This window comes from Rothia nasimurium, from assembly GCF_004569295.1.
GTDB classification, from domain to species: domain Bacteria; phylum Actinomycetota; class Actinomycetes; order Actinomycetales; family Micrococcaceae; genus Rothia; species Rothia nasimurium_B.
In genome coordinates, this window is record NZ_SPQC01000024.1 from 1 (window position 1) to 21,053 (window position 21,053).

The following is a 21,053-nucleotide window of genomic DNA, read 5'->3' on the forward strand; positions in this document are numbered from 1 at the left end:
CCCCACCCCTCCATATCTAAACACACCCCAGCAGACCCACATCACCCAGCTACCCAGCACAAACCACTCCAACGATAAAAACTCATACACTAACCCCTCAGAACCCCTGCAAACCAAGAACAAGACCACCCAGACTCCCAAAAACCACACCCACCATCAGCCCAAACACCACACCCGCCCAAAGCCCCCACCTCCATTCAGAAAAATGCAACACACCTGTGGCATTGAAATGCGCCAACGGGGGAAATTCCCCCGCAAATTTGACTTACCTTTTGCCCACCAACTTCCAAGAAGAAGTATGGAGACAAAATCTAAGACCCCAGAACCCCAGGTACGCCTATGCCGCACCTGCTCACTGCCCGTCCCTGAGCACAAGAAGAAAACCGCCCTCTACTGCTCAGTTCGGTGCAAAGACCGCGCAAGGAAGCGGAAGGCTCGAGGGAACCCTACTTCCGATGTTCACTTCCACCTGCACAAAAGTGGAAGTGAACAAGAGCAAGTGGAAGTGCACCCTGCCAAAAGTGGAACTTCCGCTTCCCTCGGCCGAACCCAAAAAGCGGAAGCAGAACCCCGAGCCACTTCCACTTTTGAGCAGAAAGTGGAAGTGGAAACCGGGCACGGCAAAAGTGGAACTTCCACTTTTACTTCCCCAGCCTCCTACACCCGTCTCACCGACCAGATCACCCGCCTTGAGACCCACACCAGAAAACTCGCCCAAAACAACCGGCGCCTTACCAAGAAAAACAAAGCCCTCCACCACCAGCTAGATAACGCCCGCAGCGCCCTAGCCACAGCCCAAGACCAAGCCCGCAAAACAAAAGTCCAAGCCATCGATAACGTAAGAGAACTACTAGACGAACAAGCAGAAAAAATTACTGATCTAGAAAACCTTTTGTTTTACCACCAGCCTCGCAGTGAACTTTTCGATGAAGCAAAAGAGGATGTTGAATGGGCTGACCAACATTTAGCTAAATCTCTGATTTCTTTCAAAAAAGATGTAACAAGGTTACAACAATCCAAGGTTTTATTAGAGCAAGCCCTAGGTGCTTCTTCTGCGCTGATTTTTGATTATGTTTATTTCGCGAAGTGGTATTTCAAGGCTGTGGGTGATAGGGGTTTATCTTCCTCTGATAGTGAGCGTTTGGTGCGACTGAAAAACTTTTTAGCTTCTGGTGGAGCTCAGGAGGTTGAGCGGTTGCGGTTACAGAGGCAGAAAGAAGCTTGGCACGCAGCTAAAAATAAACACATTCCCCGTCGACCTAACAAAAAATAAAAACTATAACGCAAGTAAGGAGAACAATAATTGTGACCGTATCTATTTCACGCATGGACATCCGATACTATCTATCAACCATTAGTGCATCAGATGGAGCAGACACCAAAGGACAACTCACCGAATACTACACCGGCTCAGGCGACCCCACCGGAACCTGGTACGGAAAAGGCCTTAAAGGACTATCACTCACAGCAGAAGAAAAAGTATCAGCGCACGAGGCTATTTCCGTTTACGAAGAAGCACGTCACCCTAAAACAGGGCAACGTATTGGTAAAAAACCTATGAAAGATGCTCCAGCGCCCGAAGGGGCGAAAACCGCCAGCGGAAAATCAACGGCTAAAACCCGTAAAGCAGTTGCAGGTTTTGACCTGACCTTCTCTGTCCCTAAAAGTGTTTCTGTGCTCTGGGCTATTAGTGACACCCATACCCAAACCCGTATCCACCAAGCCCACCAAGAAGCTGTCCGCAAATCCCTCGCCTGGGCAGAAGAACAGATTATCCAAACCCGCGCCGGAAACGGAGGCGTCATCAAAGTAGGGGCTGAAGGTATCATCGCTTCCCTCTTTGACCACTACGACTCCCGCGCCGGCGACCCACAACTTCACACCCACGCAGTTATCGCTAACCGCCTGCAGCGCTCCAGCGATCGCCAATGGGTCACCCTAGACTCCTACGCCCTGCACAAGTCAGTTGTCACAATCTCTGAGATGTACAACGCCCTACTTTTTGATGAGCTAGCTCATTCGGTCTCTGCTGAAGCAGAACAACGCGACCCACTCATGACCGTGCTCAAAAGCCAGGAAGCAACCTACCGAGGCAACGACCGAGTAGAGCTTGCTGGTGTGCCCGATGAGCTCATCGCTGAGTTCTCACAACGCGTCATGGCCATCGAAGAAGTCACAGATAAATTGGTCAAGCAGTGGGAAGAAACCCACGGACGCCCAGCTTCCGATGAACTCATCCTTACCTTCCGCCGCCAAGCAACCCTCGAAACCCGAGACCAGAAGCAAACGAAGAAACCGCCCCTGAACTTTCGCATGTCCCAATGGCGCTCCCGCGCCTACCAACGCGGCTACTCACCGAACCAGATCGTCAAAGACGCAACCGGCCGTACCATCACCTACTACTCCCCCACCGACTTCACTCCCGAAGCCCTTCAAGAGATCGCCAGTGAAATCCTAGAACGTACCATCACCCGGCACCCTACTTTCACCCGCAATAATCTTCTAGCCTCAGCTCACCGCCTTACCCTCGCTCTCCGCTTCAAGAGTCTCGAAGAACGCAACGCCTTAGCCAACCAGCTAGTAGATTTGGCCCTGAGCAACTCCATGGAGCTCACCCCAGACCGCTACAAGCTAGACCATCTGACAGAGAAGCATCTGTCCCTCAAGGGGCGTAGTGTCTTCAACCAGGCAGATGAAAAAATCTACACCACCCCATATATGCTGGAGATAGAAAAAGACCTCATGCAAGGGGTCACTACCCGAAGCACCAGCACACATGTTAAGGACGCCCAAGCCGCGAGGAAAAACCTGCAGGCCTACACCAGTGAAGCAGGGCATCACCTAGCAGCTGACCAGCTCGAAGCAGCCCATCAGGTGATAACCAGTAACCAGCACATCTCAGCTATTATCGGCCCGGCAGGAACCGGTAAAACCTCCACCCTTGCAGGCCTACGCCAGGTCTGGGAAAAACACCAAGGACAAAACACCATCATCGGCCTAGCCCCCTCAGCCGCCGCTGCCTCTGTCCTGGGCCAAGAACTAGGTATCTCAACTGATAACGTGGCCAAGTGGATTTACGAGTCCGTCGGGGAAGGAGCCACCCGCCGGGCCAAGCAATACATCGATCTGAAACAACGGATTGCAACTCTAGAAGCACGTCTAGACAAGGATCCCCACAATCGCTACCTTATCCGCTCCTTAGATTCAGCCTGCCTGAAACTCACTAAAGTTATCAGTGACCAGTCCAGGTATCAGATTCGGCGCGGTCAGCTGCTGATTGTTGATGAGGCTTCCATGATCTCAACTGAAGATTTATCGGTGCTCTATCAGCAGACCAAAGCCGCCGGAGCTAAACTCCTGCTAGTTGGAGACCCCAAACAGCTCGACGCAGTCGATGCCGGCGGTTTCCTCGGCTGGATGGAAAACAAGGGGCACGCTTCCCACCTCACCAGCGTCTGGCGTTTCAAGGCAGAGTGGGAGAAGAAAGCCTCGCTCCAACTACGCGCAGGCGACACAGAAGTCTTGAAAACCTACCTGGAAATGGGCCGTATTACCGAAGCAAGTGACGCCCTAGATTCTGCTTACAGCGCCTGGGTTGAAGACCAAGCAGCAGGTAAGAGCAGTGTTCTGATTGCTGGGCGTAACGACCAGGTACAAGAACTGAATGAACGCGCTCAAGCCCAATTCTTGGCTGAGGGGAAAACCAGCGACAAGAAGAGCATTAAGATTCGCACCGGCTCTGCCTATCTTGGTGATACTATCCTTGCCAGGCTCAATGACCGCAAGATTCTAGATTCTGACGGTGACTTCATCAAAAACGGCACTCGCCTGAAAATTACCGCTATCCGGCGCGGACATATCAAGGCCGAACGAGAGGATACCGGCGCGAGCGTCACTATCCCTACCGACTATGTCAATGACTCCATCGAACTTGGCTATGCCTGCACTATTCACCGTTCTCAGGGTCTAACTGTTGATACCTGCCATGTAGCTATCGACACGAGCTACAACCGCGAGCAGCTCTACGTAGCTATGACCCGCGGTAAGGAAAAGAACCAGATTCATATTAATGCTGAGCCAGATGAAGAGCAGCTACCTGATACCCCAGACCCCTGGGGCATGATGAAAGCCATCGTCTCAGAAGAAGCCATGGAAGTGCTCACCGGTATTATGCACAAAAGTGATGTGGATAAGACCGCACATGAGATGCAGGAGCAAGAATACGGTTGGGCTAAAAATCTTGGGCGGGCTCTTGCAGAATTGGAGTATCTTGCTGAGGCCTCTGCTGCACGCCGTGTCAGTGCATGGGCAGAACAGGTACTTGGGCAGGAACCCGAACTCTACGCATATACCCCGCAGTACAAGGCTCTGCTCTTAGCTGCTAAAGAATCAGATATTGATATTCTTGCGCTGCCCTCACATATCAAGACCCTGAAAGGGGCTACTACCTACCTACAAGAACGGGCCGAAAACCCCAAGGACGCTACCGAACTTATCCCGGCCCCACGCTTCCTTAATGATCAGGAGAGTCAGGCTCTGACTCAGATTACTGAGAACATCAACCAGCGGATTGATGCCATCTTGTATAAGGACAGGGAAGAAGAGTGGCACAGGGCTATGGGCGGCACCTATCCTTTTGGGCAAAAGAGTATTCACCGTCAGGTTGTTATCTGGCGTGCTCTGAGCGGTCAGGATGAGGCGCCCGCTCCTTTGGGAGAAGCGCCCAGGAGTAATGAGGTAAGGCTTTCACGTTACTACCGGCGGCTCGATGCTGTTATTGGGAATCTGAAGAGGCGTGACCGGCAGCAGATGCTCTATGATCTCAATTCCCCGCTTATCCCTGAGAACGCGGAGTTGGGGGCGCTACTTGATGGAGCACTAGAGGATATGAAGGAGCTGGAGACGATTGTGGCCGCAAAGTTGGGGGTATCTCCTCAATCTTCGGAGCAGATTCATGCGTCTTCACATTCTCAGCTGTACGGGGGCATTGGGGATATGGAGCTATAGATACATGTAGACTCAACGCATGACACGCAACACACAGGGGACATGGACAGGCTCGCCAAGCGCCCAAAAAAGGTACAGTGGATTCTGATAGCTAGGGATGAGGCCTACAGTCCAATAAGTCCCAGAGCACCAACCGTAGAAGCCTGCGTACACACGCAGGCTTCTGTCGTTAAGATAGAATCGCCAGTATGCTACTGGCTTACATTGATGAAATCGGAGAACCCGGAGCTTTCGTTTCTCCGCAACACGAACGTTATCGGACTTCACCTGCCTTCGGGTACGCAGGTTTCATCATTCCAGAGAATGAAGCAAGAGAATTCGGTTCACACTTCACGCAAGAAAAAGGAATCGTTTCAAGTCAGCCCTGAAAGTAGACGAAGTCGTTCCCGGTGTTATAGGGCGGGTCAATATAAATCATTTTGATGCGCCCGTAGTAGTGCTTTTGCAAGATTTTGAGCACTTGAAGGTTGTCACCCTCGATAATGGCATTGTGGGTGGTATCCCAGTTCAGGGAGTTATCTCTATCGGGTATAAGTGTTGCTGTTGTAGGTGTTTGGGTAGCCCTGATAGCTTGTTTTTTGCCTAGCCAGATTAGTCCATGACGCTCTTGAGATTCTTCTCCCCCCCCCCCCCGAGGATTTCTTTCAGTTTGTCAAAATCGACTTTTCCGTCTGTAGCTATTTCAGGGAAGAGTTCTATGAGCTTGTTTGTAGCTTCTGCAGTAAGAGGCATGGTAGTGCTAGGCACTTGGTTGATAGCGTCAGTCATGGTGTGTGCTCCAGTGATGCAGAGGTTCATAGCATTCTATGCAAGGTAGTGCAGAAGAATATCTGAGACATGATGATGGCTCTTCAAGTTTACTGCGCGCAGCCTGACTATCTTGCATAGGTACTTTTGCAGCATTGAAACAGCACAGAATGTGTTACACTGTAACCATGAGTAATACAACCGTTAGTACCCTCAACGTCCGCATCCCTACCTCCCTCAAAGAACGCCTCAACGCTATCGCCCAAAAAACTGACCGATCCGTCTCTTATCACGTCAAAAGAGTTCTTGAACAAAACATCTCAGACCTAGAACACGCCGCACATTTACACGAACTCGTTGCAGCTGTTAAAAGAGGCGAGGAACGCACCTACACCCCAGATGAACTCCGCCAGAAACTAGGTATCTAAATCCATGCCCAAAGAAGCCTGGGAACTTCAATACACCAACAGATACCTCAAGAACATCAAAAAGCTCGATAAGCCAACCGCTCAAAGAATTACAAGCGCCCTAGACCGTCTCGCAACATACCCGAATCCACAAGGTCATTGCAAAGCTCTTACCGGAGAATACGCTGGTCTATCACGCTACCGAGTAGGTAATTACCGAGTCATAGTAAGTTTCCAAGCAACGGAACTCATTATCCTCGCGCTGGAAGTTGGCCACCGTTCCAGAATCTACAACCGCTAAATATCTCTTCAAGAAGTCAATTATCACGCCACTGTCACAGAGGGGCTAGCTACCTTACAGCAGCTAGCCCCTCATACACTCACTCAGAACCTAAAGAGAAAGCCCACCTAGATTCTGCTGAAAACCCACCATATTACCGGGTACTTGGTGAGGCTGACGAACCGGTCTATTCCCCCTTACCTCAGCCCGAGCCTTCTCAGACTCAACCTTCTGAGCCTCCAACCGGGCAATCAACTCACGCTCATGCGGCTGGTAGGTAGTTAGTTGATAGTCAGGCTCACAGTCCCAGACCTTCAAAGACCTATCCCCACTAGCCAGCGGCTGAACCCCGATACGGATCTTGCCATTCCCCGGCAAGGGAACATTCTCAGTAACCACGCCAGCAGAGCCGTTCTTAAAATGAACCAGCATACCGTGCTCAATCTCCTGGGCTACAACACCCACCATCGCACCAGCCACACCGGCCCGCTCTTGCTCACACAAAGGCCGCTTATAAGGAACAGTGCTCTGCGGCGGGAAAATGAACTGACCACGCACCCCATCGTCCCTAGAGACCTCCATCTGGAACTGGCCGAACTGGTCATAGGCACTAGCCTCTACCCTCACCTCGTGCACAGCACCCTCTGCCCCCGCGAATTTGAGCATATCTCCAGCCCGCAGGTTACTAGCTGCTGTCCCCTCCCAATCCTGGGGATAGACCCCGCTTGAGGGGTAAGGGTCTACCGTAATCGGGGTGGATGCCGCTTGAGTGGTGACGAACATTCCGGCAGCTGAACCATAAGCCAGCTCAATATCACCGGAGGGCATCTGCTGAACCTGGTAGACCGGATACCAGATACCGTTAGAGTCAGCAATCTTATCCCCAGCCCTCACCTGCTCATAACGCAAGGTCACAGGCTCGCTGCCTGTCTCAGTAACAGCATCATCGACCGTCATATCCTCTATAGCCCCGGCAGCCTCTTCTACCCGGCCCAATAGAATGAGATTCTCTTCTTCTGCTACCGGCTCAGGGGAGTCCTCAGACATCATCTCGACTACTGGTGCAGGTTTATCGTTCACTTGGACAGAAGCCTGCTGAACCTCAAGAACCGTCTCGACCCCAGCTTCATCTTCCAGAACCACAGTCCCAGAAGCCCCATCAGCCTCAACTTCAAGGGCAGTGACCTCACCGCTGGCCTCGATAATTTTACCGTCTATAGCATGGCCTATAACAGCGACCTTATCACCAGCAACTACTTCTTCAAGGGCCACCGTCTCTTTAGCGGTACTTACGTACTCGCTATAGAGAGCAGCAGCGGCCTTCGCCTGTTCATCGGTTGCAACCTGCACCATCTCAAAGCAAGGCTCGTAGTTCTCAGGTATAAACTCTTGGCTCCTGACGATTCCATCTTCCAGGTAGGTTAGGTGGTAGGACGGTTGAGGGGCTTCATTATCAAGCCCGTCATCATAGTAGAAACAGCAGTCAAGCACCTCAATAGTCCCATGAGGAACAGTCGAATCCCCCAGGTACCTGACCTTATCGCCGGGGTTAAGCTGACTACCAGCGGCCAGCAAGAAGTTCCCGTCCTGCTCAAGGGGCGGGTTCTGCGCTTCGGGGTAATCGGTAAAGGCTTCTTCAACCCTGTCCAAGCTGTAGAGAGCGTGAATGGAATCAGCTGGCATCCCATTCACATGAAGAATGTACCTACGGCTATGAGAAGAGCCGAGCACATCTAGCTGAATCTTCTGCCCGTCGCTCCAGTAAACCTGGCCAACTAAAGGCCCAGAATGCTTCATCTGGGCATGGAAACGTTGAGGGGTGAAGACCACGACATCTCCAGGTGACAGCTCACCGGCAGCAAGATTACGCCCCGGGGTTGGAGCCTCTTCTAGCAGTTCCGCAGCATCTTCCTCGGTCAAGGCCCCTGTCTTTTCTGTACTCTCTTGAGCATAGGCTTCTTCTGCCGCCTCAGCTACTTCCTCTACTAACCCATCAATTTCTTGCTCAGAATCTTCTAGGTCGGGCTCTTCCTGGCCCTGCGTCTGCTGGCCGTAGGTCAGCGCAGGCACATCAAGCTCTACCTCTTCCTCATCAAGAATCTCAGGTGCAAAGCTACTCTCTTCTGCAACAGAAGAAACAGCCACAGACATGGCAACCGGGGACTCTTCTACGACCTCGCCCTCCAGAGCCACAGGTTCAAAACCCTCTTCCTGACCTTGAACCGTCTCAAACCACTTATCACCCTGAACCAGGCCCTCAGCTTCCATCGGCATACCGGCAGAATCCTGAGCAATATCCACCCGCTTATACTCACGAATAGAACCAAAACTAGGAACAACAAACCCTGGAATATCAAGGTATCGGTGATAACCAGCAGTACCCGCCGAAGCCCCTTCTAAGGGAATACCCCGTAGGTCTACCTCTTCCAAGGAACCGGCAGTAATGACCGAGAAAACCAGTGAATAGGTGTACATCTCGTGCGTTACCTGCTCACCTTCAGAGTCTTTGAGAGTAATCTTCACTTCATTCCTGTTATGCCCATAAGTGCCATAGTCCACTAGGCGCCCATAAGCCTCAACCTGACCCCGGTTAGTCTCCACCAGAATCAAATCCTCGACTCCGCTAGCAGTCACAAACCTGTCAAAATCAGCAAAAGAATCAAACTTCTCAACCTGAGCCCCACCCAAGCGAGCCTTCTCGCTGACGCTCAGGGCACCAAAACGGCGGCCACTCACACCACCAATAGCAGTAGTATCCTTACGCCGGATCTTATGAGCCGGAACCCACTCAGGCTCATCCACCCCGCGATACTCAATATCACTGAAACTGGAGTAACCCTCACTACCTGAGAGAATCACAACCTGCCCCGTAATACTGCTCTTAGGGTCTAACTTGCGGGCATCAACAATATCACCTGCTCTCAAGTCCCCTACTCGTGCTTTCATCCCCAACTCGCCGAAGAGCTGCTCAAACTCTTCTGTCTCTAGGTATCGACCAGCAACGAAGTCCTCACGTGCAAGACCATGAACCCTATGACCAGAGGTAACTTGGGCATATCCATGCTTGCCGGTCAAAGGGTCACTAAAGTACCTGCCGTCAAAGACATATCCACGCTTGCCAACCTTCTCTATATCAGTGGTGAGCACGTCCCCAGGTAGCAACTTATACTCAGTCAGTTTCTTCTCTTCTTCAGCTGCTAACCTGGCCGCCGCCTCAGCAATCTCAGCCTCAACCTGCTGCGGAGTCTTAGCATCCCGAACAATAAAGGAAGAAGTAGATGCCTGGAACGTGAATGTTTCACCGTTAGGTAACTGAACCGTCGACGGCTCAAGCACAGAATCTGAATACGCGGTGACTGTACCCGTTAGAACAGAACCGGCTTTCTGTTCTACCGAAACAGTCTTGCCCTCCAGACTTTCAGTGACAACACGATTGGAGATAGTAAGACCCTGGCGGTAATAAACATCAGTTGCAGGGGCAGCTAGACGCAAAGCTTCCATCGCAGTCAAGGTCTCTCGCCTACGCCCCATCAAGGTGTACTCACTATAGTTCCGAGCATAGACAAAGGTGTACTCTGCACTATCGCCTTCCACATCATCGACCAGATACCCGGCAGCCCATTGAGGCTTAGACTCATCCTTATCAGGAAGAGAAGTAACGAACCTGTGAAGTTTGCCGCCCTCATCGACTACAAGGTCGCCCTCACGCAGCTCTTCGCCGTTGGGCTGACGCATCCGGGTTGTAGGGTAGAGGTTCCTTAGCTCTTCCTCGCCCAGAACCGGCCCAGAGGCTTCCTGGCCTGCACCTGCCTCGTCATCATCCATGCCTTCAATCTCAACATCGGCCCGAAGAACATTCAGCCTGGCCAGCTTCTCATCTAGCTCAGCCTGCCGAGAGAAACCAACCAAAGCCTCAGCTTTTTGCGCCTCTAGCGCCTCAATCTCCTGCCCCAAGGTCTCCAAACGCAACTGGTAAGAGTGCAGGTAAGCTTCAAGGTTAGCCCCAGCATTAAAGAGCTTATTGAGCTCATAGTTAGAGTTGAAACTATCACCCATCACATAAGAGCCAGTAACACTAGAACCTGACCCAGGGATAACCTCCCCCGAGACAGGGTCACAAAACCGCACATCCAAGCCCTTATGGCTACTCAAGGCAGCAACCATCGGCAGATTACCGAACTGTCCTAGCTTGTAGTAAGCATCAGGAGTCTTCTGAACAGCCACATAGGCTGCCCGTACAAGCTTCTGAAAGTAGGCAGATGCTTCCCGGCCACGGTTTTCAAAGGTAGTTTTTCCCAGGCTGATGGGCACACCAGTAAAAGGTGTATAAGGCAATGCAGAACCATATAGTTCAATAGTGTTCTGTGTGCCCTTAAACTGGTTTCGCTTGACTGAAAGCTCCTGCTCAACTTCCTTCATATCAGCAACCTCAGAAGCTTTCATCAGTTTCAGACGCTCAACCTCAGCACTTAGCTGCACAAACTCAGCCAGATGAGGATTATTCGTAGCAGAGGCAATCATCAACTGAGGATCACCAGAGCTAGCTAAAGACTCCATCGAGTCAATACTCTCACCAGCCTTAAACTGCTCAATAGACCGGCTCTTACGGGCTATAACCTGCCAGTTATACGCATCAAACGTGCCCTGAGTAACGTAGGTCAGAATCTCTACCTGCGCGTTCTGATTCTTCTGACGAATACCACGCCCCTCCCGCTGTTCAAGGTCAGCAGGCTTCCACGGCACATCCACATGGTGAATAGCCGTCACCCGATTCTGCACATTCATGCCCGTACCCATCTTGGACGTAGAACCTAGCAGAACCGAATACCGACCCTCACGGCAGCCCAGGAACAACTCCTTACGCTCTTCCTCGTCCCCAGCATCATGGATAACGGCAATCCTCTCAGCAGGAATACCGGCGGCAACCATCTCATCAATCATCGCCTCATAGAAGTTAAAACCAGTATCCCCACCGGGCGTACCCTGATCGCAGAAAACAATCTGCAACCCGCCCTTCTGAGCAGAAATCTGCCCCTCATCATCTAGATATTCTGCCTGGGCATACTGCTCTTCAATACGCGCCACCTGGGAAGCGAGCTGACGGGCACGGCCGCCATCAGGATCAGGCTCAAGGCCCACAAACCGAGGATCTAGAGCAACACGCCTAGCCCGCCCCAGCGCCTCAATAACATACTCACCCTCCCTAGGGGCACGAATAATCCGTTCAATCTCCTTCATATAGTCCTGCACCTGATGCGAGGCCACCCGTTCATTAATAGTGGCCGCCCCATTGACCACATCAGGCAAGTCCATAGGAATCTGATGACGAAGCACCGTAGACATAAAAAGGTTAGTCATGACCTTGAGCTGCTCAAGATTCTTGAACTCACTGATGGACTCAACGACCCGAAAGCCCACACCCGAGGGCTGAACTTCCATCTTCATCTCAGGCTTGGCAAAGACCCTAGCCCAAGCGTCAATAGAGCTAATGCCCATCTGTTTGAGCAGATCCGGGCGCAGATACTTAGTCATCACCCATAGCTCAGAGAGTGAGTTAGCAATCGGTGTACCCGTTGCGAAAGTAGCCACCGCAGGGACAGTATTCTTCCCCTCGCTGGCCTCAATCTTGTTCTCACGCAAGGCCCGCAGAATATACTCCAGGTCAGTTGCCCGCATAGAACCGGCGTGGCTCAACTCCTGGTAATCCGAGATACGAGCCAGGTTCTTGTAATCATGAGCCTCATCCACGAAGAGATAATCGCAACCTAGACTTTCAAAGGTCACGTTATCATCCTTGCGCTGATTCAGCTTCTCCGCTCGATTCTCAAGGGTCTTGATAACCCCCTGGAGCTGCTTCACCGTGTAGTCATTCTTGATACTGTCATTAACTCGCTGCTCTTGCAGACGCTCAATATCTTCCTGCAAGAATTGATGCCGCCGACCGGCAGAGATACCAACCTTAGAGAAGGTAGACTGAGCCATAATCACCGCGTCCCAGTCCCCAGCCAAAGACTGCATCGCATAGGTACGCCTCTCAGCAAGCGTAATACCGCTAGGAATCATCAGCACCTGAGCCGCCGGAGCCCACTGAGTAAACTCACGGCCAATCTGCTCAACAAGGTGATTAGGAACCACAAAAAGCGGCTGCTGAATCATACCTCGCCGCTTCAACTCCAAAGCCCCCATAATCATAGAGCCGGTCTTACCTGCGCCAACCACATGGTCAAGCAAAACCGCAGGCTCATTGACGATACGGGCGACAGCCTCCCGCTGATAGGGGTGAGGGGTGAACTCAGAAGAAATACCCGGAAGCTCAAGAACCTTACCCAGCTCAGTGTAATCTGGGGCCACATAGGAATTAAACCGCCGGTTATAGGCCTCTTCAACCTGAGCCACCCTATCAGGTGAAGACGTCACCCACTTCTGGAAAGCCATCTCAATCTTGATAGCCTTAGCCCGCGCTTTCTTGGTCTCCTCCATGTTCAAAACCCGTTGCTCTTTACCGGTTTCCGAATCATGCACCTTATCAAAGACCTTAGGCTGCTTATTGTTCATGACCTTCTCAAAAAGCTGGCTTGGCCCCTGACGCTTAGTACCATAGTTAGCCTTAACCATCACCGGCAAAGACGCATCCGAGCGCTTGATAGACCACCTCCCCATCTCTTCCATCCAGGCAATCTCTAGGGCCTTATCAAAAGTATCGCGCGTAAAATGCTGGTAGAAACTCGCAGGCAGGTAAGAGGCTCCTAGCTGCAAGTTCATCTTCTCCAGCGGAACCCACTGAGGGGTAACGGCCTTCAAAGCAGCAACATTCCGTTCAAACTCAGGGCTATTAATAACCGCCGCTTGAGCCTCATCCAGTTTCTCGCGCACATTACCAGCCAGATAAGAAACCGCCGGCACAAAATCAGACGTCACCGGATCACGGTACACCAAGCCACCTAGCTGTTCTAAGGCCGCCTCTTCACTAACTCCCAGCAAAGAAGCAATACGTCCCAAGTCAACTGACCTGCTCTCATCTAAAGACACCGAGAGCGCATCCGCTGGAGTTTCAGCTGTAAGAACCTGCTGCTTTGGAGCATAAGTAGATAGCTCAAAGAGCTTAGACTTCTGAGCCTTTTGAGTGTCCTCATCGAACTTCTCTAGAGCAACGAGCTTGCCAAAGTCAGGGTCAGACTTCAAAAATGTCAGGTGAGCCTGCCTCTTGACCTTCTCCGGGGCATTAGCCTCCTCCTCCCACTGGGCCAGCACCTCAGAATCAGGCCTGAGTTCCTTAATTTCCTTGCGACTCAGCCCCTCAGTGTCCTGGCCTTCCAGCCAGTTCTCACGAGCCTCCCGCAACCGCTTCTTGACCTCTGGGGCCTTAGGCTTACTATCTTCCAGGGTGAAGCGGTTAATAGGCCCGTAGGTCTCTACATACTTCTCATAGGCCCCAGATAGTTCTTCTAGCGCCTGTGCCTTCTCCTCATAGGGCACAGCCAGCACAGCACTAATCTTCTCTTTCAGCCCAATAAGAGCCACAGACTCCCTGAGCTTGGCAGCCGCAGGCCGATTCTTAGTAATAGGCGACCACTCACCTGTAGCCTCAGAATAGACTTCTAGGTTATTAATGGCCTGGTTATGCCGAACAGCCCCATTAAAGACCCCTTCAGCCCCGAAAACGGTTAGCCCACCAGGGGCGAACTTTTCGATACGTTCAACAGCCCCAGCAGCTAGATCTGGACTGTAGCCCTTACCCTCTGCCTTGGCCTGCTGAATCTGCTTGTTCAGGGCAAACCGCACCTTATCGGCCAGCACCGCAGATGAATCAGGGGACGTTACTACCAGGCTCACCTGGCCATACTGATTCTTGCCCTCCTGAATATCGCCTAAAACGTAGTGAGGGTTTTGGTCAAAGAAACGGGAGGTGAAATACTTCTCGCCCTCGCTAGTGGTCTTCTGCAGCCCATCAACCCAGCTAGCCTTGAGCTTGACCCGGTCAATAGCCTCATTGTCCTTACGGCGGCGGAAAACCAGAATATCCGTCCCCACCTTAGTACCAGCAACCCGACTAAAGGCATGGTTAGGCAGACGCACAGCGGCCACCAAGTCAGAGTGTTCAGCAATGGCCGCCCGAGCACGAGAATTCTTCGTGTTCATAGTGAACTCTGAGGTAATGAACAGCCCGTACCCGCCAAGGGCCAGGTTCTTCATGGTCTTGTTGATGAAGTAGTTATGAATCTTGAACTGCTCAGTATTATCCTGCTTATCCTGGACAATAAACCCACTAAAGGGCACGTTACCCACAGCGGCACTAATCGTTTCACCAGGCAGACGAATCTCCTGATAACCCTGAGCATAGATAGTTGCAGAGGGGTAAAGATAGTGAGCGATACGGGCTGAGGTTCGATCTAGCTCAACACCAACCATCTGAGCAGGTTCAGGGGCCGCGCCCAAGAAATTACCAGAGCCACAACCCGGCTCTAGCACCATGCCCCCATTAAAACCGGCCCCCTCTAGAGCCTGCCACATTGCAGAGACCAAAGCCGGGTCAGTGTAGTGAGAAGTAAGAATCGCCTGCCGAGCCTGCGCATACTCTTCTTCCGGCAACAGGCCCCTCAGCTGCGCCCGCTCAGAAGCAAAAGACTTTAGCTTCTCCTCAAACAGTTCAGGGATAGCACCCCAACCAGAATAAGCCGCCAGCACCTGCTGCTCTTCAGCCGTAGCATACCTACCAGCCCTATCAAGCTCATCAAGCAGCTCAATAGCTCGCAAGTTCGCACGGGTACGGGACTTCTTACCAGAAGGAACCGTAATTTTCCCGCTAGGAACGTAATCAACTGGCTCACCAGAAACCACAGCAGGTGCTGAGGAAGAATCTACTCCTCCCAGTTCTTCAGAAGAGCGGCCCACTCCTCCTCGATGATAGGCAAATCCGTCTCTTCCAGTTCCAGAACCTCCAACCCGCCCTGTAGTTTCTCCAGCGCTGGGGCCAGGAAAGCTAGAATCTGCTGGCGCTCCTTCTCGCTCAGAGCCTCTTCCCCTTCCAGAATCTCCGGGGTATTCTGCGGGTCGTCCTCCAGCTTCTCCTGCCAGTACCTCATCAGCGCCTGCTTCTTCCAGGTTGGCAGTTCGGCCAACTCCGGAATCCGCTTCTCCGGCAGAGGCCACTGCATCTGCTGTTCCATCCGGGTAATCCGACAATCCCAGCTCAGATTGGCCCAGCGTCCCTCCTTGGACTCCCACTCCAGCTCTTCCCGGATGTCCCTCTCCTCCATCAGCTCCCTGATGTAGCCCCTGTCGCTGAACGGATCGTATAGGTCGTAGCTCATTGTCTTCTCCTAGATTAAAGAGTGAATCTTGCTTCTTCGCTGCCATTGTACGGTTTCTCCTCTTAGCTTTTCCTCAACCACCCAGAAAAAGGCGGGGCCCCTACACTTACTTCATAGACCCCGCCTTAACTGCAAACAGTTACATGCCAGGCCCGCCCATAGGGGCCGCGCCACCGAAACCGCCAGCAGGGACCTGCAAAGGAGGCTCCGTGAGGGTAGCAGCAGGCTGCTGAGACTCAGGCTGAGCCTGACCTGCAGCAGTTTCTTTCGCCAGCCGTTGCTCGCGCACAGATTCCCGGTAAGCAGCCCCAACGCTCAGGTCTGAACCCATCTCAGCCTCAGCAGCCATCTCAGCAGCCGCCGACACCGACGGCTCATTACGGGTAATCGCCACCGTCGCAAATTTCAACGAAGGAGCCACATCAGTAGCCCAAATCCGGTGATTAATACCTAACTCGCCGGTCTTCTGATTCGTATACGCAGTAGCCTCATAATTACCCTTAACCGAAACCATATCCCCCTTCTTCAAAGAGGTTTCCGCATTTTCCGGCAGGTTACCCAAAGAACGATTCCGAGAATCAAGACCTACCTGGTAGTAGACCGGAGCAGCATCTTCCCAAGCATTATTCGCTTCATTAAAGACCCGTCGATTCTCAGCAAGGGTCAATACCACCAGCTTGCTGCCATCCTCCCGGTCAAAAGTCTGAGGGTCACGGGCCAGATTGCCAGTAACAGAAAAATCATTAATACGAGGGCGAGACATCTCTAAAACCTTCCAGCTCTTACACGACCTTTCCCTTGAGCCAGTTACTCAAACCAAGAAAAAGCCTTCACTAGGTCTTAGAAAAACTGCCCCACACCCTAACTGACTTACACAAAAAAGAAGAGCCAACTGTCTCATTTGAGACAGTTGGCTCTCTCACCATCATCAGTATCTACATACTGGCCATAGAGTTCGGCGATTGACTCTCAAGAATCATCTGCTCATACCCAGCATCAAAATGCTCTTCTAACTGTTCATGGCTCATCTGCCCGGTAGGTTCCTGATAGTCCTTATCCCATCCATCAAAGACCTTTCCATCAACCATTGAGTAGCCGGCCACCTCAATCTTCTGACTTTCACCAGAAGTATGAACCTCAGAATCAGAGACAATCACCGTACCTACACCAGCAGGAATAACCGCCGGTGAAACCCCATGGATATAGGCAGGTGCCCCGGCCTGGATCTCAGACGAGTGCTCATCCACCCACTGCCACCCAGCCTCCTGCATATAGGCTTTAGCTTCCTCCTGGGACAGGATACGACCGGCCTGAGTTACCTGGCCACCTTCATTCTTCTGCTCACCCACTCCCACAAAGGCAGCCCCACCAATTACCAAAGCAGAAGACAAGACAGCTTTACGCTCAGCCTTCTTATCCAGAGCCTCACCAGCTAACTCATGCCCCCGCTCTTGAACAATCGCAGAACCCGGCTCAGGCTTCACCTCCTTCACCAGAGGCGAATCCTTATCAACCCAGCCAATGGTCCGTCCCTTCTTATTCTTGAGCGGGACGTGACGCTTTTTCTCCTTCTCATCCTTAGCCCGCCACTCAGGAGGCTTCACAGCCTTCTTCAAAGCCTTCTGAGAAACGGCCCTCTCCATCTTGATAGCAGAGCGAGCCGCTGCCTCTAGAATCTCCAGCAAGAGAAGAAGATACTCTTCTGCCAGCTCCGGTTCAGCCATACATTAACACCTCTAACCTTTCTTACTCAGCTTCTACACCAGCTTGGACGTCCGCCGGCAGACGCTCACGCAAATCTTCCCTCGCATCAGGTTCAGGCCCTAGCCGCCGCTCGTACTCTTCCCCAGCAGCAACCCAAGCACCGCCGACCTGCCGCTGTACCTCAGCAACAGCCTCAGCGTCCTGACCTACCGGGCGGAAGAAAAGATAAGGGGCCGAAGACCCTTCTCGCATGACGAAAACATCACCTAGGTCAACCGGCCCGGCAGCCGGTACCTGCCCAAGGGTAAGCACCTGACCAGCCTGAACACTCTCGCCCTTCTTCACAGCAACCCGCCAGGCCCCCTCGCCCAGGTCTCCAATTGTCACCTCAGAACCAGCGATATAGTCCTGCCAAAGTTGCTCATCAAGTTCACGGACAAAGGGGTGAACCCCAGGGGTGTAGACCTTATCCGGATTATGCCCACCAACCCCTGATGTACAGGTCTGCACCCGATTCTTGAGCTGCTCATAGAACCCTGGCAGATACATATGCCATGAGAGCATAGGACCCGTGGTAGCAGCCCCGGCCTCACCAGACCAGACATTCAACTCAGCATTCATCATGGCCCACAAAATCTCCACGACATCCTCATGCAAAAACCAGCAGCTAGGCACTACGTTCTTAGGAACCTTATGAACTCGCGTAAACCAATCAACCCATTCCCTCAAGCCCTCCCAAGCCTCCACCCTGTCTTCTGCTGCAATGGAGCGCCACCGCACCCCAGCCCACGGCGGAACCTCCCCACCTTGGACTTTGCCATCCATCTGCTGCACCAACGGATTAGAATGAGTCTCCTGCCCCTGGGTAGAAGTAGCTTCTTTTTCGGCAGCTATCTCATCATCAACCTGAATTTTCCCCAAGCCGCGGGCAACAGCCGCAGTCAGCTCACTTCCCTCTAACTCCCGTTCCGTATCCTCCCAGCTATCAGGGCCGAACCCGTCCCCCAAAACAGAAATATCAACCTCCCCGCTGGTCTCTACCGGATCTTCAAGCATCTCCGCTGCCGAGGGTAAACCTAAAGCCCCCTCTTCGACCTCAGCCTCCGCCTTCTCCAGCGCCTCCGACAGCTCTGACCTTAGCTCTGAAACCACCCGTATCCCCTTACTTTTCTCTACCGTGAACCTAAAAGAGCCTTCACCAGAGCCGCAGAATACAACTCCAGCCCCTCACCGATACTGCAACCAGCCCGCACAGCTTCCTTCCTGCACCGCTCATAACAGGCCAAACACACATGCACCCGCTGCCCATTAACACGCACCACCAAGCGCTTATCAGAAACCGACTGATACCCAGCCTGGCAAGCAAAACACTCACGCTCTCCAAAAACCACCATCTACCTACGTCCTCTCTCAAAATTTCTCTTCATTAACATAATCAGGTAAGCAGAAGCCCACGCCCGTGACTGACCCCGCAAATCCCTACCCCGAGTATCAAAAAGATAGTGAAGCCTCGAATGATGTTCACGGCACAGAATCACTAAATCCTCATCCTTCTCAGCGGCCATCCACACCCCCCGAGCGTTACGGCTCACCCCCTCATAGGACATATGGTGCAAATCCAACTTGTTCCTCTCTAACAACCCGCACACCTCACAGGCGGGAACCTTCCCGCTGTCCTTAATCCCCTGGTAGAATCGCCCCTTACGAGCTGCCCACGAGGCAGACTTCAGATAGCTATCGTACTCATACCGGGCCGTGCCCTTCTTTCTCGCCAGTGACATCTCTACCCCTAACCTACTTCAAGGAAGCCACCGGCCTTCTGAATCTTCACAAACTCATCCTGCGAAGCCTTCGTCATATCCTTATCAGCCCTCTTAAAATAAGGCTCACTCTTCATAATCAAAGGACGGCCAGCATTCGGCAGCACAAAGCTATACCCCATCGGTAAACGGGACAACTCCGAGGCGCTAATAATATTCCTGTACAGGGTGTCGCTACTACGGCTAATACCACCTTGCAGAGAATAACTGGTACTTTCCTTCCGTTTCTCGTACTCACCCACCAGATTCACGAAGCTCTGGAGTTTATCAATCTCTTTAGAGTTGCCCAACTGGATTACATAGTTCGCTGAATCCACGATAATAGCGCCGCCCTCAGCGCCCCAGCGTTCTTTAGCCTGAGACGAAGACTGAAGATACAGACTCGCGCCCACACCAATACCACCGCCTGATGTCATCACCTCAGGCAAACGGTTCCACACGCTGAAATTACCAATCTCATCAAGCACCAAACGCATCGGCGGCTCAAGGCGAGAACCCGGCGACCGGTTAGCCAAACGGGAAGCAGCCGAATACATATCATCCAGCAACCCAATGAGCAAAGGGCCAACTGCCCCGCCACCACTACGAGTACCAATCAGATACAAAGTACCCCTCTGAGTAATAAATTCCTCCGGGTCAAGAGAAACAGCGTCCCCACTAACATCAAAAAGTTCTGCAATCTTCCCAACAATCAGACCAGAAGTAGCATTCTTAATAGCCATCCATTTTGACGTCACCACGCGCGGGTCACTGACCACCTCAGCTTCCAAATTCTGCGCCCACCCAGGAGCCGCATCAGGAGCTGACGTCAGAACCTCCACTGCACCCCGAGCCAACGCCGGGGACTGGCACCAACTTGTAAAGACGCTAATATGTACCTGCCCCAAAGCAGCAGCATGCAACAAGTAGGTCAAAATAGTAGTAGCAGCCTCAGCCCATTCCTGATTATTAGACCCACTACCCATAGCCGAAGCCCCGATGATAGCCTTCGCCCGCTCAGCAGCAGTATCAGCAGAGGCACACCCACGATACGGCGACCAGCGAATCTTACTTCGCACCCCAGTAATACCCTGAGGATCAAAGACCACAACCGGACGCCCGCCGGCAGACCGCGCCTTCCAGGTAGCAGCAGCGTTATCACCACGAGTTGAGGTCGTAATCACCGCACCAGGAGTATCAAGAATCTCCGAGATAACGAACCCCACGCCCTTACCCGAGCGCGGAGGGCCAAACAAAAGCAAAGTATCCTGTGCCGACAGCCAGACCCTAGCCCCCTGAGAAACGCCTAAGCACTTACCCACGTCCTCCAGAGCCGGGTTCTTCACCGTAGGACGAATAGACTTAGCCTTAGAGGCCAGCGCCTTATCTCCTACTTTCTGCACGACCTCAGGGCGCTGAGCAATACCTTCACGACGCACCAAGTCCTTAATGAGCTTTTTATCGGACTCCATCCATCGCCGCCACGTAAAGTACCCGAAGATACATAACACTATAACCGCACAGAAATAGGTAACGTACAGTCCCCGCACCAGGACTGTGTCAGGAGCACACACCTGGCCCCCTAACACCGTGGTATCTCCCAATGCAACGAGAACAGAGATAACTCCCTCAATCCCCACACCATGCTTGAACGTCCCACAGGCCAGAAAATACGCACCCGCCAGAGACAGGTAAAACCCACCGACACCAAAAAACAGTATCACTAGGAAGACCAGTGCAACTTCATCACTAGGCTTAAGCTTTACGCCACTCATCTGTTACCACTACCCCTTTCTTC

The 21,053-nt window shown here is 52.4% G+C and carries 11 protein-coding genes; 4 read left to right on the plus strand and 7 right to left on the minus strand.

Annotation, left to right across the window (positions count from 1 at the left end; all coding sequences use genetic code 11):
• The first annotated feature begins 298 nt into the window (after positions 1–298).
• Positions 299–1,273: a hypothetical protein gene (locus E4U03_RS07495; RefSeq protein ID WP_135012934.1), complete on the plus strand. Its 975-nt coding sequence runs from the start codon at positions 299–301 to the stop codon at positions 1,271–1,273.
• A 32-nt stretch (positions 1,274–1,305) separates the two neighbouring features.
• Positions 1,306–5,007 (plus strand): MobF family relaxase, encoded by a 3,702-nt coding sequence (gene mobF, locus E4U03_RS07500; RefSeq protein WP_135012935.1) that lies wholly within the window; start codon positions 1,306–1,308, stop codon positions 5,005–5,007.
• A 591-nt stretch (positions 5,008–5,598) separates the two neighbouring features.
• Here mobF and E4U03_RS13150 read toward each other — a convergent pair.
• Positions 5,599–5,775, minus strand: coding sequence for a hypothetical protein (locus tag E4U03_RS13150; protein ID WP_209304138.1), 177 nt, complete (start codon positions 5,773–5,775; stop codon positions 5,599–5,601).
• A gap of 167 nt (positions 5,776–5,942) precedes the next feature.
• On the opposite strand from E4U03_RS13150, the gene relB reads away from it, so the two are divergent.
• Together relB and E4U03_RS13760 are read left to right on the plus strand one after the other, a co-directional pair.
• On the plus strand, positions 5,943–6,182 hold the full coding sequence (gene relB, locus E4U03_RS07510; protein WP_167752357.1) for a type II toxin-antitoxin system RelB family antitoxin: 240 nt from the start codon (positions 5,943–5,945) through the stop codon (positions 6,180–6,182).
• A 4-nt stretch (positions 6,183–6,186) separates the two neighbouring features.
• On the plus strand, positions 6,187–6,462 hold the full coding sequence (locus E4U03_RS13760) for a type II toxin-antitoxin system RelE family toxin (RefSeq protein WP_135012937.1): 276 nt from the start codon (positions 6,187–6,189) through the stop codon (positions 6,460–6,462).
• A gap of 90 nt (positions 6,463–6,552) precedes the next feature.
• Here the strand turns inward: E4U03_RS13760 and E4U03_RS07520 are convergent, their stop codons facing one another.
• The 6 genes from E4U03_RS07520 to E4U03_RS07540 form a co-directional block, all read right to left on the minus strand.
• On the minus strand, positions 6,553–15,333 hold the full coding sequence (locus E4U03_RS07520) for a DEAD/DEAH box helicase family protein (RefSeq protein ID WP_167752358.1): 8,781 nt from the start codon (positions 15,331–15,333) through the stop codon (positions 6,553–6,555).
• A complete protein-coding gene (locus E4U03_RS12850; RefSeq protein WP_167752359.1) occupies positions 15,300–15,752 on the minus strand; it encodes a hypothetical protein in 453 nt (150 codons plus the stop codon). The genes E4U03_RS07520 and E4U03_RS12850 overlap by 34 nt, the downstream gene beginning before the upstream one ends.
• 139 nt (positions 15,753–15,891) lie before the next feature.
• Positions 15,892–16,515, minus strand: a complete 624-nt coding sequence (locus E4U03_RS07525; RefSeq protein WP_135012939.1) for a single-stranded DNA-binding protein — start codon at positions 16,513–16,515, stop codon at positions 15,892–15,894.
• A gap of 172 nt (positions 16,516–16,687) precedes the next feature.
• Positions 16,688–17,476, minus strand: a complete 789-nt coding sequence (locus E4U03_RS07530) for a hypothetical protein (protein WP_135012940.1) — start codon at positions 17,474–17,476, stop codon at positions 16,688–16,690.
• A gap of 22 nt (positions 17,477–17,498) precedes the next feature.
• Complete coding sequence (locus E4U03_RS07535; protein ID WP_135012941.1) at positions 17,499–18,608, minus strand: hypothetical protein; 1,110 nt, start codon at positions 18,606–18,608, stop codon at positions 17,499–17,501.
• A 637-nt stretch (positions 18,609–19,245) separates the two neighbouring features.
• Complete coding sequence (locus E4U03_RS07540; RefSeq protein WP_135012942.1) at positions 19,246–21,030, minus strand: type IV secretory system conjugative DNA transfer family protein; 1,785 nt, start codon at positions 21,028–21,030, stop codon at positions 19,246–19,248.
• Between the last annotated feature and the right edge of the window lie 23 nt (positions 21,031–21,053).